Below are 17,231 nucleotides of genomic sequence, written 5' to 3' on the forward strand. Positions count from 1 at the left end.
AAATAAAATTAGGGTTTTTTATTCAGAATAATTATTTTGAGAATAGGGGAAAACGATAGTTTTCCTTTTGTTTATAAAAACGCGTTGTTGAATATGTGCTTTCACAGCATTAGTTAATACCTTTGCTTCTATATTTTTTCCTATTCTTGAATAATCTTCAACGCTATTTGAATGAGTGATGCGTATAACATCTTGATCTATGATAGGGCCTTCGTCTAGTTCCGACGTTATATAATGTGCTGTTGCTCCAATTATTTTTACTCCAGATTCATATGCTTGTTTGTAAGGATTGGCTCCTTTAAAAGATGGTAAGAGCGAGTGATGTACATTTATAATTTTTCCTTCCATTTTATGACATAATTTATCAGAAATAATCTGCATGTATCGAGCTAATACCATTAGTTCCACACTGTTTTTATCTATTATTTCGACTAATTCTCTTTCAGACTGTATTTTATTTTGCTTAGTTACAGGAATATAATAAAATGGAATATTGTAGTTGTCGACTATTTCTTTATGTATCAGATGATTAGATACTACTCCAATTATGTTTAGGGCAAGTGTACTCAGATTCCATCTATATAATAAGTCATTAAGACAATGATCAAAACGCGATAATAATATAATAGTTTTCATTTTTTCTCTTGCGTTTCGAATAGAAAATTGCAGTGAGAATTTATGTATTATTGGTTGAAAGTCTGAAATAAAATTTTCTATACATTTGTTGTTATTTTTAAAAGTAAAGTTTACTCGCATAAAAATTTGTTTAGTATCTGAATCATTAAATTTAGATAAGTCTAGTAAATTGCATTTTTTTTCAGATAAATACTTCAGGATAACAGATATAATTATGTCGTTAGAAGGACAGGTTACTTTTAAAATATAACTGGACATTGGATAAATTCACGTTTTTTTTTGATGGTGAGTTAAGAAAACAGAAATTAACTTGATTACGTTATTTAAAATAATATTTAATTATTTGGTAAATATAGAAAAGTGATTATTATCATAATAACTCCAATTAAATCTATATATTATAATTATTCTAAACAAGTAAATTGCCGATTGTACTAATCTACTATATAAAGTAGATAAATACAATTATTTATAGATATTATTGATGTAAGTAATTCAATTTTTATCATGTAGATAAAGTAATAAGTTATTGTATGCTACATCTTATTTTAGAGCTATTTCGTAATTACGGTATCTAAAAAAATAATTTTAATAAAATAGCAAATTAAGATTATCTATATACTATAACGTTACTTTTATATTTTTAAAATAATCTAATGTAATACTTTTACTTTTTAAGAGAACGTTACATGCCGTATTTGATATATTTAAAAGATTAATTTGTGAATTTTTGATAAAAAATAAATTAAAGCCCAAGCGGGATAGTTTTAAAAAAAAGAAATATATAAAAAAATACCACTATACTATAGATTATTATCTATAGATGATAAAATAAAAGGTAATTATGCAATAAAGAATTTTTCTCAGGAACTATAACAACGCTATAACATGAGAAAATCTAAAATAATTAGGTGCATTTTATAACGATGTTATGTTCCAAATATAGGAATAATACTAAACTAGCTTAATATTCTCTGCAGAATACTTGCCAGTAGCATCATTTTTTACGAAATCATAGGTTACTTCCTGTCCTTCTCTTACGTCAGGTAAACCAGCACTCATTACGGCTGATCTATGTAAGAAAACGTCTTTTTCACCAGGTTCACTGGAGGTAATAAAACCATATCCTTTTTGGTAATCATACCACTTAATTAAACCCTTCGGCACTACCATTTTCCTTTCGAATGCAAAACAATAATATTTTCCTAAAGATCAATAACTCGAAATCATAAGAAAGATCAGCAGAAAAATCTAAAGATAAAACCGCACCTAATTATATAATCGCGAATACCGATCCCATGCTATTTAATTATTATTCATTAAAGATCATTGTGTCAAGATATGAAATAGATTTTGCTATCTAACATGGTATCGAGATAAAGTGTTTTTTTTATACAGTATCATTCCAAATATTATAATATTAATTTTTTATTTATTACTAATTTAATCAATTTTAAAAATAGAATTTGATATTCATATATCATTGATATTTAAATTTTTTTTATAGAAAAATTTTATTATTTGAGCATTCAAAATATTTTTTAATAAGAAAATTATATTCTTATATTGTTATATTTAGGGAAATGATATTTAACATAGACTATAATTTTTGTATTAAAACAAGACGTTATTTTTTTATATATTATTTTTTATAGATTTTATTTTAGGTGTCATATGTTTCGTAAAGGGAATTTAATATTAGAATTTCTACGTTTAAAAAAAAGCACTAAAGGTGCTTTTTTAATTATTTTTTCTGTTTTATTATCCAGTTTTGTAGTGATAACCAATATTTTGGTAGATTGTTTATCTATAGTGGATAAACATCTTTACTTGCAGGATATCGTTTACGATGTAATTTATAAATCAACTAAAAAAAATTATGTAAATTTTACAAATCAATCTTCTGGAGAAAATTTCTTTAAGAATGAAATAAAAAAAACTTTGCAGTCCTATAATGATTTAGGTCTTTTAAGTAAAGATGATATAGATTCAGCCTTCAAGAATTCTGATGTTTCCGTTACTAAGATTCATGATAATGAGTTTAATATTGTAATTAACATCGCTATGGATACTAAATTTACAGGATTAATTTTAAAAAATGTATTAAAATCAAACAATGATTTTCGATTTTCCATTCATAAAAAATTTTCTTATAAAAAACAAATTCCTTTAATGGGAATTTTCTTTACATGGCATTTTAAAGATAATTTTTTGCAGAAAGATTCTGATAATAAAGATACAATTTTAAAGTATAAATTTATCAATTTTTTTTTAGAGAACATGAATCGAAGACACCTCTGTATCGCTCCTTTTAATTTTAATTCTATGATGTATTGGTATAGAGGAAATTTAAACTTTGAAGATTACAATAAATTTACTACATTATATTCTGGTTATCAGGGACTTACGCATGCTCCTAAATATATTGTTTGGGATCAGTATCCATATCAATTTTTTACTGAACTATTAAAAGATAATATAAATCATGATTCCAGGCATGAAAAAAAAATTGATACTGCTAAATATGATAATGATTGTTCAGGATATTCTATAAGAAAAGAAAGATATAAAAGCAATTATAGAAAATATGCGTTTATAGTTGCAGAAGAGGATGAACTTTCTCCAATTACTTTTGCGTTTGAATATTCCCAGATTAGGTTTTTCCTTGATGCTTGTGGATTATTAAAAAATTTAGATAATGTCACTGTATTTGCTTATGGAATTAATCCTACCGAAGGTACAAGGTTTAGTTTAAAATTATGTGTTGATAATAAGGATAACTACATTGAATACAATTTTAACAAAGACAAAACAAATAGTGATAGGTTAAATGAAATGTCTGCACATATTGCAGATATTTTGAAAAAAGATATCGATAGTAGTAGATTTAAAATCACCGTTATATCTTAGGTGATTTTTTTATGGTAATTTCATTCGCTGATAAAAAATAACATTCATTGAAATATAGTATGTAAACATTATGGTGATTGGAATTTAATAAAAAAATGTTTCACACAAGTTATATTATATATCTATCTATATATCTGTCTGTCTTGATGTATTTATATCCAACCAAACGCCTCTCTGGTCATCAGGATAGACAGAATATTTTTGGGGAGTTCTCATTATATTATTTTTTAAACTTATCTATGGATTAAAATATAATAATATTGCATGGTTTTTTTCTTCCATTTTTTACTCATTTATTTAAAACCAAATACATTTAGTGTCGCAATTATTATTGCAATGTAAATATAAAATTTTTTTTTATGTTTACTTCCTTTATAGTATATTCCAAACAGTAAAGATAAATTAATTTTATATTAATACAGCCATTAATATCTCAAAACTATCAGGGTCAATTAATAATTATTTAATGCTGTCAATTATCTAGTAAGTAGTATTTTCATATGATTTTTATTTCTAATGTAATCTTTATATGGGAAAATAGTGTTTTTTTTATAAAAAATTAAGGAAAATGAACGCTTCATTAACCTTGATGTATTTACATATCAGATTGATCATTGAGGTAATTCAATTCGGCATATTGTAGATTAATTTATGGTAAATGAAAAAATAACAAAAAGAACACACGTTGCTGTTCTAATGGGAGGGCTATCTACAGAGAGAGACGTTAGTTTGTCTTCAGGAAAAGCTTGTTCATCTTCTTTAGAAGATGCGGGATTTCAAGTAAGCCAGATAGATGTTGATCGCTCTATAGTATCAGTTTTACAACATTTAAAACCAGATCTGGCTTTAAATGTCTTGCATGGAAATTTCGGAGAAGATGGTTTTGTACAAGCAATACTAGAGTTTTTGGAGATCCCATATACTCATTCTGGAGTTTTAGCTTCTGCTTTATCTATGGATAAAATGCGTGCTAAACAAATCGTAAAATGTTATGATGTGCCAGTTTGTCAGTCGATTCTAGTTAATCGTTTTACAATGAATTCTCAGCATCTGATTTCGCCTCCTTATGTTATCAAGCCTTTGAAAGGAGGTTCTTCTTTAGGAATTATATTAGTAGAAAAAGATCAATCTATTCCTCTAGATATATTGCAATCTTCTTTATGGAAATATGGAGATCAATTACTAATTGAACAATATATTGATGGTATTGAATTAACTTGTGGTGTTATGGGAGAGAATCCACTAGATATTACTGAAATCACCATACCAAAATCATGTTTTTACAGCTATGAATTGAAATATTCATCTTTGAATTCTACGCATTTTTTGCCTGCGAAAATTCCATCAGATATATATCAAGAAGTACAGAGAATGTCTGTTTTAGCACATAATGCTATTGGCTGTCGTGGGATTAGTAGATCGGATTTTATATTTGATCCTGTCTCAAGAAAAATTTTCTGGCTAGAGATTAACACTCAACCAGGTATGACGCCTGTTTCTATATTTCCAGAGATGGCTGCACATTCTGGGTATTCTTTTCAGGAATTATTATTATGGATGGTGGAGGATGCGTCATGTTTGCGTTGAATCACAGATATTTAGTAATTAATCGGAGATTTGGCTTTGCTATTGGAATCTCGTTGTCTTTATATTGTATGTTGGGTTTGGGAGAGATGAGAAATTTTCTAAACTTTTGTTCCTTATTAGAAAAGATTTTACCTCCGTATTTCGGTGTTGTTTTATTTGTTTTTTTTGTTGCAATCTCTGGGATATATGGGGTTTTTGTTGGGGGTCACACGAATACAGTTATTAATATTATTGATTCTTTTATTGGTTTTTCAATAAAAAAGATAAGAATGCTGGGTAATGTCGAAACGTCAGAAGTAGATATTATACGTTGTTTAAATCTTCGTTCGTCAACTTCTTTGATTTCCTTTGAGGCGGTTAAAACTCAAAAGAATTTGTTATCTTTGCCGTGGATTGATAATGCTGAAATTCATAAAATATACCCAGATACGATAGAAATTCGCCTTGTAGAGCGTAATCCTTTTGCGATATGGCAAAATAATTCTAATTTTTACCTTATTGATAAGAATGGCCGTGTTATTTCTTTATTAGATAATACAAGATTCTCACATCTTCCTGTGTTAGTTGGAAAAAATATCGAACAAGCAATTAAAAGCTTTGAAAAATTATCAACTATAGGATCAATAACCAAGCTGGTTAAGGCATATAATTGGATTTCTGAAAGGCGTTGGGATTTGCATCTACATAATGGGATAATTATTAAGCTTCCAGAGGAAAACTTTAATACAGCAATATCTAATATTCTAGAATTACAAGATAAATATAAAATTTTGGATAGAGATATATCCGTAATTGATATGAGATTACCAGATCGTCTTACTATTCGTTTGACAATGGGTTCATTTATAGATCGTCAAGAGATTGTTGATACGCGTAATAAAGAATTGAATAGGATAGGATAATGGATCTTTTTAGCATACCTTTTAGGTCAAATTATACTAATGGCTTATCGTCTACTCGCACATATGTCATATCTGTATTAGATATTGGTTCTACTAAGACTGTGTGCATAATAGGAATGCTTGTGCCTCATACAACAGATTTTTTGCCTGAAAGAACACATCGTGTTGAAATTATTGGTATCGCATGTCAGAAATCGCATGGCGTAAAAATGGGGGCAATCATTGATATTGATGCTGCTGAAAAAGTAGTTCGCCAAGTGGTCGATGTTGCAGAACAGATGGCAGGTTTTACTGTTGATAGTCTTCTTGTAAATATTTCTGCTGGACGTTTAGAATCTAGTCAGCATTCTGTTGATATGAAAGTAGGATGGAGAGAAGTAAAAAAATCTGATATTAAGACATTGATAAAATCTTCTCAACATTATTCATGTGATCAAAAGCGCTCTTTATTGCATTCTATCATAACCGATTATTCATTGGATGGAAAATTCGGAATAACATCACCTATATCAATGTTTGCTGAAAGAATAGGTATGGATATGCATATGATAACAGTAGAAAAATCTGCAATGAAAAACTTAGAAGTAGTTATTAATCGTGCACATCTTTCGGTAGAAAAAATGATTGCATCTCCTTATGCTAGTGGTTTAGCTGTTCTTGTTAATGATGAATTTGAATTAGGTTCTGTTGTCATTGATATGGGAGGTGAAACAACAAAGATAGCTGTTTTTGAAAAAGGTAAGTTATTGTATACTGACGTTATCGCTATTGGAGGATCACATGTAACTAATGATCTGGCTCGTGGCTTGTCTATATCTATAGATAATGCTGAGCGTCTTAAGGTTATGAATGCTAGTATTATTCCTAGTATGGTTGATGAACATGATTTACTCTCTATTCCTAGTATAGGTAATTCTGATCAAGATGATATTGTTAAGGTTTCTAGAGCTATGATTTCAAGGATAGTTCGAGCACGTATCGAAGAAACTTTTGAATTAATAGAAGATCGTATTAAGAAATCATTATTTAGCTCTTTAAAAGGTAAGCGTATAATATTGACTGGAGGAGCAAGTCAACTTACTGGCTTACAAGAGATGATTAGGCATAATATTTGTTCTAATGTTAGAATAGGAAGTCCTTTAGGAGTTGTAGGATTACCATTCCCAGCAAGAAATCCGGCTTTTGCAACAGCAATAGGATTAATGGTTTATCCGCAATTTATTGCAAGAGAAGTAGATTATGTTGAAGATTATTCCTCTTTTTGGAATATAGAAAAAATTCCTTTGTTAAAGAATTGGTTTCGATATAGTTCATGATTTGAATATTACTTTGGATTGTTAGGAATAGATCATAATATTATTTTAGCCGTGTTAAAATCAAATATTAGGTAATTAGAAGGAATAAGTACAATGGTTGGAAAACACTCTAATATAGATATAACTGAATTAAAGCCTCGTATAACTGTATTTGGTGTGGGAGGTGGAGGAGGAAACGCCGTAAATAACATGGTTTCTTCAGGTCTTCAGGGGGTTGATTTTATTGTCGCTAACACCGATGCTCAGGCTTTGATGATGTCTAAAGCTGAACATGTAATTCAGCTTGGATCTGGAATAACCGAAGGTTTAGGGGCTGGATCTCATCCAGAAGTTGGTCGTGCTGCTGCAGAAGAGTGTATTGATGAAATTACCAAGACTTTAGATAAAACGCATATGTGTTTTGTCACCGCAGGCATGGGAGGTGGTACAGGAACAGGAGCAGCGCCTATCATTGCTAAAATAGCACGGAGTAAAGGTGTTTTAACTGTTGGTGTTGTTACTAAGCCTTTTCACTTTGAAGGTTCTCGTCGTATGCGTGTAGCAGAATTAGGAATAGAAGCCTTGCAAGAAACGGTTGATACACTAATCGTTATTCCTAATCAAAATCTATTTCGGATTGCAAATGATAAAACAACATTTGCCGATGCTTTCTCTATGGCAGATCAAGTTCTTTATTCGGGTGTTTCATGTATTACTGATCTGATGGTTAAAGAGGGATTGATTAATCTTGATTTTGCAGACGTCCGTTCTGTAATGCAGAATATGGGACGTGCTATGATGGGAACAGGAGAGGCTTCTGGTCATGGAAGAGGTGTCCAAGCAGCTGAAGCGGCTGTCGCTAATCCATTGCTTGATGACGCATCAATGAAGGGATCTCAAGGATTGTTGATTTCAATTACTGGAGGTAGTGATCTCACATTGTTTGAAGTTGATGAAGCTGCAACACGTATTCGTGAAGAAGTTGATTCCGAAGCTAATATTATTCTTGGTGCTACTTTTGATGAAGCTCTTGAAGGCGTAATTCGTGTATCTGTTGTTGCAACGGGAATAGAAAATCGTTTTCAAAAAAAGAATAATGATCATGAAGAATCTTCTAATTCTGAATATGAATCTTTCACAAGCGATAAAATTCTAAATCTTTCTTCTCATAAATTGTCGATGAATGATTCTAAGATTACTCGTGATAATAAGATAGTTGAAAATAATGATTTTGCAAAAGATCAAGAAAACTTTTATAATGAAAAAAGTATTTTAGCAAAAGATACTAATAAAGAATTGTTATTAGAGGAAAGTATTATTCCAGAATCTTCTGATCCGCAAGGTTTCATATATCAGCAATCTATGAATATACAAAAAAAGGATAATGCTATAGAAGAACGGGGTGTTATGGCTTTATTTAAACGCATTGCATGTGCTTTTGGTTTGAATGAGAATATTGATGTAAAAATGGATGATAGTATTAATAAACAAAATGATTCTTCTATTTCTATTTTAAGGGAAAAAGATCATTCTATTCCCGAAAAAGTAGATAGTAATGTTCGTATAAAATCAAAATTAAATGTTAATTACGAAGAATCTCAATTAGAAATACCTGCGTTTTTGCGTCGTCAATCTAATTAACTTATGCATTTAAATTTAGATAATTTTATACAACTAGTGGTAGCTTTATCCTAAAAATAGGTGATAAACGTAAAATGTTACAAACTAGTCAAGCACAGCATACAATTGCAGATCATATTATTATTAAAGGAATAGGAGTTCATTCTGGTAAAACAACTATTTTAAAATTATTTCCTGCACCAGAAGGATCAGGAATATTATTTAAGTCTATGAAATTAGGAAGTAGTAGTACAACTTTATTAGCTTTATGGAATAATGTTGCTGATACTTCTTTAAGTACAACTATAAGATCTTCTTCCTTTGAAATTCATACTATTGAACATTTGATGGCAGCACTATATGCCTACGGCATTGATAATGTTATCATCGAAATTGATGGGATAGAAATTCCCATTATGGATGGAAGTGCTATATCCTTTGTAGAATGTATAGAGCGTGTTGGTATAAAAAAACTAAAAGATAAGCGCCGTTATTTGCGTATTCTTAAACATATTCGCGTTACCAATGATAAATCTTGGGCAGAATTTATTCCTCATTCTTCTATGCGCTTTGAAATATCTATTGAATTTGATAGTAAATTAATAGGTTTCCAACAATGGAAAGGAAATTTATCTGCCAAGGTATTCTGTGACGAGATTTGTTCTGCTCGTACCTTTGGTTTTTTACGAGATGTTGATCGCTATAAAAAAGCAGGTTGTGCTTTGGGGTCATGTTTGGAAAATAGTATTGTTATTTCTGATGATGATAAAGTTATAAATAGCGGAGGATTAAGGTATTCAGGTCAGGAATTTGTTCGTCATAAGACAATGGATGCAATCGGTGATATAGCTTTATCAGGATATCTCGTGATAGGATGTTATCGTGCCCATCGAGTAAGTCATAAGATTAATCATATGGCTTTGTGTGCTCTATTTGCAGATAAAAGTGCCTATGAAATTGTAGATAGCTCTAAGTTATATGGTTGTTAGTGAAGAATATTACTTGGATATTTAAATGTAGTATTAGTTGATTTATGGGTTATTTTTGATTAGTCTGATTCTTTAAATAGTACTTAGTGTAGATATTTTTATTTTTCGAAGAGTGAGCACCTTAGTTGTATAAATTTGCTTTAACTATATTTTTTACTAGTACCTTGTTACTTTTGGTGAGTTGTAAAAAACAATTCACCGATGATTATTCTCTTGGCGCAGTTGTAAATGTTAAATATCAACGTGATTCTTATGAGAGAGCGGTAAGATTAATAAAAGAGCAAGATTTTGAACAATCATATAAGATTTTTATTGGAATTGTAAAAGATTTACCATTTTCTAATGTATCTCGTAAAGCTTTATTGATGGCTGCGTTCTCTGAATATAGTGCAGGGAAATACCAAAACTCTGCTACGATTGGAGAACAATATATTGATCAATATTCAGAATCACAAGATATTGATTACGTATATTATCTTGTTGGAATGTCTTATCTTAATTTGATACGTGATGTGTATTATGATCAAAGACCTACATATTTAATGTTAGAGTATATGGGTCAAATTGTTTCAAAATATAAAAATTCTCCTTATTTCAATGGTGCTAAATTTTATGTTTCTGTTGGTAGAAATCAATTGGCTGCCAAGGAAATGGAGATAGGAATTTATTATATGAAACAAGAAGAATATGAATCTGCTGTTCTAAGATTTCAATCTTTAATTTCAAATTATTCTGATACAGAACAAGTAGAAGAGGCAATGGTTAGACTTATAGAGGCTTATTATTCTCTTGATCTAATTGATGAGGCAAGAGATATGTTTGGTGCTATGCAAAAATGTTATCCGCAGGGTTACTGGTCTAAATATGCTGGAAAACTTGTTCAATCGAAGAACACAAACTAATGGTATCCCTAATCATTTGATTTTTTAAGTATAGTTTGTTCTTATGCTGAAGCATCTTTCAATTAGTAATATTGTGCTTATAGATATTTTAGATATCGATTTTTCTGCAGGATTATCCATATTAAGTGGTGAAACTGGGTCAGGGAAATCTGTCTTATTAGATGCTTTATTGTTGGTAACTGGAGGAAGAGGCGATGGTGCATTAGTTCGTCGTCATTCGGACAAAGGTCAAGTTACTGCTATTTTTGATTTTCCTCGTGTTCAAGAATTGGAAAATTTATTCAAAGAATCTAATATTACTATTGAAGATTGTATTGTTTTACGTCGTGTGCAATTTCCTGATGGAAAAACCAAAGCCTATGTGAATGAGCAGTTAGTAAGTGTTAATTTTATGCGGGCTATAGGATCTTTTTTAATAGATATTCATAGTCAGCATTCAGATCGTGCTTTGCTTGATGTCAGTGGTCATCGAAGAATACTTGATTCTTATGCTAATATTGAGCTCTCTCTTAATAAACTTAGAACACTATACCGTAATTTGTGTCACGCTTCGGATGCTTTGAAAGATTATAAAGAACGAAGAGCAAATTCTTCTCAGGATGTTGAATTTTTGAAATTTGCAGTAGAAGAATTACAAGCCCTTGCAGTACAGCCAGGAGAAGAAAATGAATTAGTAGAAATGCGTTCTAAACTATTAAAAAAAGAGCGTCTTGCTGTTGAATTATCAAGTATTATCAATGAGTTTCAACAATCTTCTTCTCCTACTTCAATCATATCATCCATGTTACGTAAACTAGAGCGCAAAGGGTCTGAATTTCATGATTTATTAAATAAAAGTATTTCTTTTTTAAATGAGGCACAAGAGAATTTATCTGATGCTCAGCATGAAATAGAAAATAGTTTTTCAGAAGTTCAATATGATGTTCAAGAATTAGAAAATATTGAAGAACGTCTTTTTTCATTGCGAGCAATGAGCCGTAAGTATTCTGTTACTATTGATCAGTTACCTGAGTTAGAAAAGAAAATGGTAGAAGATCTTGCTGATATTGGTAGAGGAAATGAAAAAATTGTTTTTTTAGAACAAGCTCTTGATGAAGCTAGAAAAAATTATGATTATGCTGCAAAAAATATTTCTGTAACACGTCATAAATTTGCCAAAGTATTAGAAAAAAAAGTTATGGAAGAAATGCCTGCTTTAAAATTAGAAAATGTGTTTTTTAAGGTAAATATTACATCAGATATACAAGATATTTCTGCTGATGGAATTGATAGGGTAGAATTTTATGTTCAAACTAATATAGGAGAAGGTTTTGGGCCTTTGATGAAATTAGCATCAGGTGGGGAATTATCGCGATTTTTATTAGCCTTAAAAGTAGTTTTAGTTGATCAAGGATCAATTCCTACTTTAGTGTTCGATGAAGTAGATTCAGGGATAGGAGGAGCTGTTGCAGATGCTATTGGATATCGCTTAAAGCAATTATCAAAAAAAATACAGTTATTGGCTATAACACATGCACCTCAAGTGGCTGCACGTGCTGATAAGCATTTTCTTGTCTATAAAAAAAATCAACCAGATAATGTTATGCAGAGAGTAAAGACATATATTGAAGTTCTTAGCCCACAAGAACGTCGTGAAGAAATTGCTAGGATGCTTGCTGGAAGTCATGTTACCGAAGAAGCAAGAGCTGCTGCAGAAATGCTTTTAGAATTGTCTAAATAAAAAATAATTCATTTCTTTTTATATTCATACACATATATTTATAAAAATTGTTCTTAATTTTGGAAAACTTTGGATATTAAATAATGAAAAACCATAAATTTATTCCAATAGCCGAATTGAGTATTGAACAAGCTAAAAAAGAGTTATCTTCTCTTGAACTGGATATTTCATATCATGATGATCTTTATCATTATCATTCAAAACCTCAGATATCAGATTTTGAATATGATTTATTAACAGAGCGTCGCGATGCTATTGCAAGAGCTTTTCCTGATTTAGCACGATTTGAAAATCCTAATGGTCCTCTAAATAAAATAGGAGGAGAAGCAGATCTAATTTTATTTAAAATTAATCATTCGATTCCAATGTTATCATCAGAAAAGGCTTTTACTACAGAAGATATCAATAATTTCATAAATAAAATTTATCGTTTTTTCAACAAGGAGGTTGATAATAGCATTTTTTTTACTCTTGAACCTAAAATTGACGGAGTAGCAATTAGTATAAGATATGAAAAGGGTAAATTTGTTCATGCTGCTCTTCGTGGTGATGGTTATATAGGAGAAGATGTCAGTGCTCATATTCATTCTATTTCTTCTAAGATTATTCCCAAAAATTTGCTATTAAAAGTTCCAGAAATTTTAGAAGTTCGTGGTGAAATTTACATAGCAAAAAATGATTTTCTTGATCTTAATGATGAAATGATTTCTCTCAAACGAAAACCTTATGCTACTCCTAGAAATACGGCTTCTGGCTTGTTACGTTGTCTAAATCCTACTAATATTAATCGATATTTGAATTTTTTTGTCCATGGAATAGGAAAAACATCTGATGTTTTTGCAGAAAGTCAGTATGAAATGTTGCAAAAGATGCAGGATTTAGGTTTTCATGTCAGTAATAACATTTGCCAAGCAAACAATTTAAATGGCATTCTATCTTATTATAAAGAGATGGAATTAATACGTTCTTCTCTTCCGTATGATATAGACGGAGTAGTTTATAAAGTAGATGATTTTTCTTTGCAAAAACAATTAGGAGAACGTTCAAGAAGTCCACGTTGGATGATATCGCATAAACTCGAAGGATTACAATCGTGCACTCGTCTTTTAGATATTGATATTCAGATTGGTCGTACTGGTATTCTTACTCCAGTAGCTCGTCTTGAACCAGTAAATATAGGTGGGGTTTTTATAACCAATGCGACATTGCATAATGAAGATTACATAAAAGGGTTAGATTCATCTGGTAAAGTAATTCGCGAAGGAAGAGATATTCGAATAGGGGATATGATACTTGTCAAAAGGGCAGGAGATGTTATACCAAAAGTTTTTGATGTCATCATTGAAAAAAGACCTATTAATGCCAAAGAGTTTTCTTTCCCATCTTCTTGTCCTGTCTGTAAAAGTAAGGTAGTTCGTGATTTAAACATTAAAACAGGAAAATTTGTTGCTGCACATCGTTGTACTGGAGGACTTATATGTTCAGCCCAACAATTAGAACATCTCAAACATTTCGTATCGCAAGATTCTTTTAACATAGTAGGGTTAGGGAAAAAACAGCTTGATTTTTTATTTAAATCAGAAGATCCTTCTCTTTCTATTAAGATGCCAGCTGATATTTTTACTTTACAGCGTCGTCAACAAACTGCAACTAAAAAACTTGAATATTTTCAAGGTTTTGGATACGTAAGTGTATCTAAACTCTACGATGCTATTAATAAAAGACGCGATATTTCTTTGCATAGATTTATTTTTTCTTTAGGTATTAGACACGTCGGGATAGAAATTGCCAGATCTATAGCAGAGCACTATCGTTCTTATCAAAATTTTAAAAATGAAATAAATAATATTATAGCAAATAAAGATAATTCATGGTTTTCTTTAAAAAAAGTACCTTTGATAGGAGATATAGTAGCTCAGGAGATTGTAGAATTTTATCAGAATCCTGTATATGTTAGTGCTATAGATGATCTATTAAATGAAGTTAATCCTTCTGTCCTGAATAGTAATGAAGAAAATTTTAGCACTTCTATTTTTAATAATAAGAAAGTAGTATTTACTGGAACCCTTCAGAAAATTAAACGTAATAAAGCTAAAGAATATGTTGAAAGGTTAGGTGCTACAGTATCTAATACTATTTCGCAGCATACTAATATTGTTATTGTTGGTGAAAACCCTGGATCAAAATTAGATAAAGCACGTAAATTAGGTATTGAAATAATGAATGAAGAGCATTTTTTATCTTCATTACGATAATCTAAAATCCCCATGTTAACTAAATGATGATTTTTAAAATAATGAAGTAACTTATAGATTCCTTATATAAGTTACTTTCATAATATTTTATTGTTATATGATACTTTTATTTGAAAAATTTATTATACAACATCACTTTTTACAATTTCATTTTCATTTTCAACATATGAATCCGTATAATTTTTATTTACTATAACAGTTACACAAGAATCAGACCAAACATTTAATGAAGTTTCTAACATATCTAATATACTATAAAATGGTAAAATCATGCCCATTATATCAATTGGTATGCCCATATTTGTTAGTAAACTTGCAGTTAAGAAAAAACATCCCATTGGTACTCCTGCATTACCAATCGCAGCGAGAGAAGCTATTAGAACGCATAAAAACGTAGTTGGGAATACTATTTCTATAACGTTATTTTGCATTACATAAAGCATTGTTATGCATATAAAAGCAGCACAACCATTCATGTTAACAGAGGTACAAAAAGGTAAGATAGACCTACTGACTTGAGGATCAACATTTAGATTTTCCTCTGCAGATTTCATTGTTACAGGCAAAGTACCCGCTGAAGATTTAGAGAAAAAAGCTACAATTAACGCAGGGAACATTCCTTTGAACACGGTAAGAGGATTAAAACCTTTGATATACAATATTATCGGTAATACAATAATTCCCTGTGTAAGATTAGCTAAAATTATTACTGATAAATATTCTCCTAATCCTGATACGTTGAGTCCTTTTTTAAATTGTAAAATCGTGACAGCAATAAAACCACTTAAAGCAATTGGAATTATTTTCATAATCCAATTGGTTATCGTTAGAAATATACTATGGATTCCTTCGATAATAATAACAGTAGAACGTTTTATATTCTTATCTTTTATAAAATGAGTAGCTATGCCTATAGCACCAGAAATAAGCAAAATGCTTATAACCTGACTTTCTAAAAATGGAGATATAATATTACTGGGAATTAAGCTCTCAATATATTGCAGATAACTACCTTGGTGAATCACAATAGGTTCTGCTGGCTTTATGATCATGTTAGAAGGAGAAATTATCTTATACATGAATAATGCAACACATCCTGCTAACAACGTTGTCAAAATTGTATAAAATACGGTTTTACCCCATAATTTTATCATTCCTTTTTCGGGAGAACATTTAGAAAAACTTACAATTAAAGATAATGATATCAATGGCAGACTGATAAATTTAAAAATTCTAATAAAAATATTTACAATAAATTCAGCTATTTCATTTAGTATAGCGTAATGACTCATGCCGAAAAATATTCCAATCAGCACTGAGGATAAGTACAAGAGATAAGTTTTTTGTTTTTTATTAAGTGTAACCATTCCGTTCAAAAGCACTTTTTTTCTCCTCTTCTTATATCAATAAGATATATACTATGGAATATTGATATAACAAATCTTCTTATATCAATAAGATATATACTATGGAATATTGATATAACAAATCATGAAAACAAAAACATAGCAAAGAGTATATAAACAAAAAAATATCAAAAAGATATATAGTCATCAAGTTTTTTTAGTACGAAATCTTATGCATCATAAAAAAATATAGTGAACTTGTACGTACTGTAAAACTATTTAATATAAAATGTTTTAAATCGAATTAATTTTATATATGAAATCTTCTGTTATTATACATCATTAGATAATGCTTGGATATAAAACCTGAGTCACAGGCCAATCCAGTGAACATGACGGTTGCTTGAAAAAACAGCTCTAATCTTTTTTCATAGTATACAATCCATTCTATAATTTCATCATATTGTTTTTATTAAAACATTAGTATCTTCATATAGATGAAATGTATATAAACAAAGAATCATTATCCCAGATGAGTATCTAAATATTTCATTTTGAATAGGCTATTTTATAGCATAATCATTCTTTATTCACTATTAGAACAATATATACAACTGATGGGGGAATAGAGTTTTATATAGGTTTAAAAACCGCCTTCCTGAGTTTTAGAGAAGGATATTACCTTTTAGATGTTGATATCCAGCTAGACAAGCATCAGAACATCGTAATTCTGTAAGCAATATAAATTCAAAAGCCAATCTCGGCATAGTTCCAATTGCCCAATAACTACGGAACTTCTGCATGTCTTCTACTGTCCAAGCTTTAAAACCATCAGTTTTATACCTTGGATTTTCTATGCCAATACATGAGTTAGTCTCAATATATTCTTGTTTACATGCCCATTTAAACAACGACCTCATTGTGGCTAAAAATTGTAAAGCGGAAGCAGGGGTAGCTTTACGATCTTCCGTTTTTAATAATTTGCGAAAAGTATAGATCTAAACGTTTTCTTGAATTCAGAGACAAACTCGCCCAATGGGAACTTTTATGATATTTAGCTATCAACCAT

14 protein-coding genes are annotated in these 17,231 nt (G+C 30.1%); 10 read left to right on the forward strand and 4 right to left on the reverse strand.

The features are described 5' to 3' along the window. Positions 1–18: 18 nt before the first annotated feature. Positions 19–894, reverse strand: a complete 876-nt coding sequence (gene purU, locus GY664_RS02135; RefSeq protein ID WP_333947809.1) for a formyltetrahydrofolate deformylase — start codon at positions 892–894, stop codon at positions 19–21. Positions 895–1,590: 696 nt separating this feature from the next. Beyond that, positions 1,591–1,809, reverse strand: coding sequence for a cold shock domain-containing protein (locus tag GY664_RS02140; RefSeq protein WP_333947810.1), 219 nt, complete (start codon positions 1,807–1,809; stop codon positions 1,591–1,593). A gap of 501 nt (positions 1,810–2,310) precedes the next feature. Between GY664_RS02140 and GY664_RS02145 the strand changes: the two genes are divergently transcribed. The 9 genes from GY664_RS02145 (at position 2,311) to ligA (ending at position 14,816) form a co-directional block, all read left to right on the forward strand. Continuing rightward, positions 2,311–3,546, forward strand: a complete 1,236-nt coding sequence (locus tag GY664_RS02145; RefSeq protein WP_333947811.1) for a CLIBASIA_04065 family virulence factor — start codon at positions 2,311–2,313, stop codon at positions 3,544–3,546. A 651-nt stretch (positions 3,547–4,197) separates the two neighbouring features. After that, on the forward strand, positions 4,198–5,133 hold the full coding sequence (locus GY664_RS02150; RefSeq protein WP_333947812.1) for a D-alanine--D-alanine ligase: 936 nt from the start codon (positions 4,198–4,200) through the stop codon (positions 5,131–5,133). Next, on the forward strand, positions 5,121–6,035 hold the full coding sequence (locus GY664_RS02155) for a cell division protein FtsQ/DivIB (protein WP_333947813.1): 915 nt from the start codon (positions 5,121–5,123) through the stop codon (positions 6,033–6,035). Before GY664_RS02150 ends, GY664_RS02155 begins: the two co-directional genes overlap by 13 nt. Then, positions 6,035–7,351 (forward strand): cell division protein FtsA, encoded by a 1,317-nt coding sequence (ftsA, locus tag GY664_RS02160; protein WP_333947814.1) that lies wholly within the window; start codon positions 6,035–6,037, stop codon positions 7,349–7,351. The genes GY664_RS02155 and ftsA overlap by 1 nt, the downstream gene beginning before the upstream one ends. A gap of 93 nt (positions 7,352–7,444) precedes the next feature. Further along, positions 7,445–8,971: a cell division protein FtsZ gene (ftsZ, locus tag GY664_RS02165; RefSeq protein WP_333947815.1), complete on the forward strand. Its 1,527-nt coding sequence runs from the start codon at positions 7,445–7,447 to the stop codon at positions 8,969–8,971. 74 nt (positions 8,972–9,045) lie between these two features. After that, complete coding sequence (gene lpxC, locus GY664_RS02170) at positions 9,046–9,939, forward strand: UDP-3-O-acyl-N-acetylglucosamine deacetylase (protein WP_333947816.1); 894 nt, start codon at positions 9,046–9,048, stop codon at positions 9,937–9,939. A 125-nt stretch (positions 9,940–10,064) separates the two neighbouring features. Then, positions 10,065–10,841: an outer membrane protein assembly factor BamD gene (locus tag GY664_RS02175; protein ID WP_333947817.1), complete on the forward strand. Its 777-nt coding sequence runs from the start codon at positions 10,065–10,067 to the stop codon at positions 10,839–10,841. A 43-nt stretch (positions 10,842–10,884) separates the two neighbouring features. Then, the gene (gene recN / locus GY664_RS02180) at positions 10,885–12,561 is read left to right on the forward strand and encodes a DNA repair protein RecN (RefSeq protein ID WP_333947818.1); all 1,677 of its coding nucleotides are present in this window, start codon (positions 10,885–10,887) and stop codon (positions 12,559–12,561) included. Positions 12,562–12,644: 83 nt separating this feature from the next. After that, entirely contained in the window at positions 12,645–14,816 is a 2,172-nt protein-coding gene (gene ligA, locus GY664_RS02185) for an NAD-dependent DNA ligase LigA (RefSeq protein ID WP_333947819.1), read from the forward strand. 122 nt (positions 14,817–14,938) lie between these two features. On the opposite strand, the gene GY664_RS02190 is transcribed toward ligA, so the two are convergent. Together GY664_RS02190 and GY664_RS02195 are read right to left on the reverse strand one after the other, a co-directional pair. Continuing rightward, positions 14,939–16,198, reverse strand: a complete 1,260-nt coding sequence (locus tag GY664_RS02190) for a dicarboxylate/amino acid:cation symporter (RefSeq protein ID WP_333947820.1) — start codon at positions 16,196–16,198, stop codon at positions 14,939–14,941. 629 nt (positions 16,199–16,827) lie between these two features. Beyond that, a complete protein-coding gene (locus GY664_RS02195) occupies positions 16,828–16,965 on the reverse strand; it encodes a hypothetical protein (RefSeq protein ID WP_333947821.1) in 138 nt (45 codons plus the stop codon). Between GY664_RS02195 and GY664_RS02200 the strand changes: the two genes are divergently transcribed. Beyond that, complete coding sequence (locus GY664_RS02200; RefSeq protein ID WP_333947822.1) at positions 16,964–17,158, forward strand: hypothetical protein; 195 nt, start codon at positions 16,964–16,966, stop codon at positions 17,156–17,158. The two genes, GY664_RS02195 and GY664_RS02200, sit on opposite strands and share 2 nt — an antisense overlap. Positions 17,159–17,231 lie beyond the last annotated feature (73 nt).

It is taken from the genome of Candidatus Liberibacter brunswickensis, from assembly GCF_036858155.1.
GTDB classification, from domain to species: Bacteria; Pseudomonadota; Alphaproteobacteria; order Rhizobiales; family Rhizobiaceae; genus Liberibacter; species Liberibacter brunswickensis.

Coding starts and splice junctions, on each gene's coding strand:
- purU (WP_333947809.1), bottom strand. CDS start 894: ATGTCCAGTTATATTTTAAAAGTAACCTGTCCTTCTAACGACATAATT.
- GY664_RS02140 (WP_333947810.1), bottom strand. CDS start 1,809: ATGGTAGTGCCGAAGGGTTTAATTAAGTGGTATGATTACCAAAAAGGA.
- GY664_RS02145 (WP_333947811.1), top strand. CDS start 2,311: ATGTTTCGTAAAGGGAATTTAATATTAGAATTTCTACGTTTAAAAAAA.
- GY664_RS02150 (WP_333947812.1), top strand. CDS start 4,198: ATGGTAAATGAAAAAATAACAAAAAGAACACACGTTGCTGTTCTAATG.
- GY664_RS02155 (WP_333947813.1), top strand. CDS start 5,121: ATGTTTGCGTTGAATCACAGATATTTAGTAATTAATCGGAGATTTGGC.
- ftsA (WP_333947814.1), top strand. CDS start 6,035: ATGGATCTTTTTAGCATACCTTTTAGGTCAAATTATACTAATGGCTTA.
- ftsZ (WP_333947815.1), top strand. CDS start 7,445: ATGGTTGGAAAACACTCTAATATAGATATAACTGAATTAAAGCCTCGT.
- lpxC (WP_333947816.1), top strand. CDS start 9,046: ATGTTACAAACTAGTCAAGCACAGCATACAATTGCAGATCATATTATT.
- recN (WP_333947818.1), top strand. CDS start 10,885: ATGCTGAAGCATCTTTCAATTAGTAATATTGTGCTTATAGATATTTTA.
- ligA (WP_333947819.1), top strand. CDS start 12,645: ATGAAAAACCATAAATTTATTCCAATAGCCGAATTGAGTATTGAACAA.
- GY664_RS02200 (WP_333947822.1), top strand. CDS start 16,964: ATGTCTTCTACTGTCCAAGCTTTAAAACCATCAGTTTTATACCTTGGA.
- GY664_RS02195 (WP_333947821.1), bottom strand. CDS start 16,965: ATGCAGAAGTTCCGTAGTTATTGGGCAATTGGAACTATGCCGAGATTG.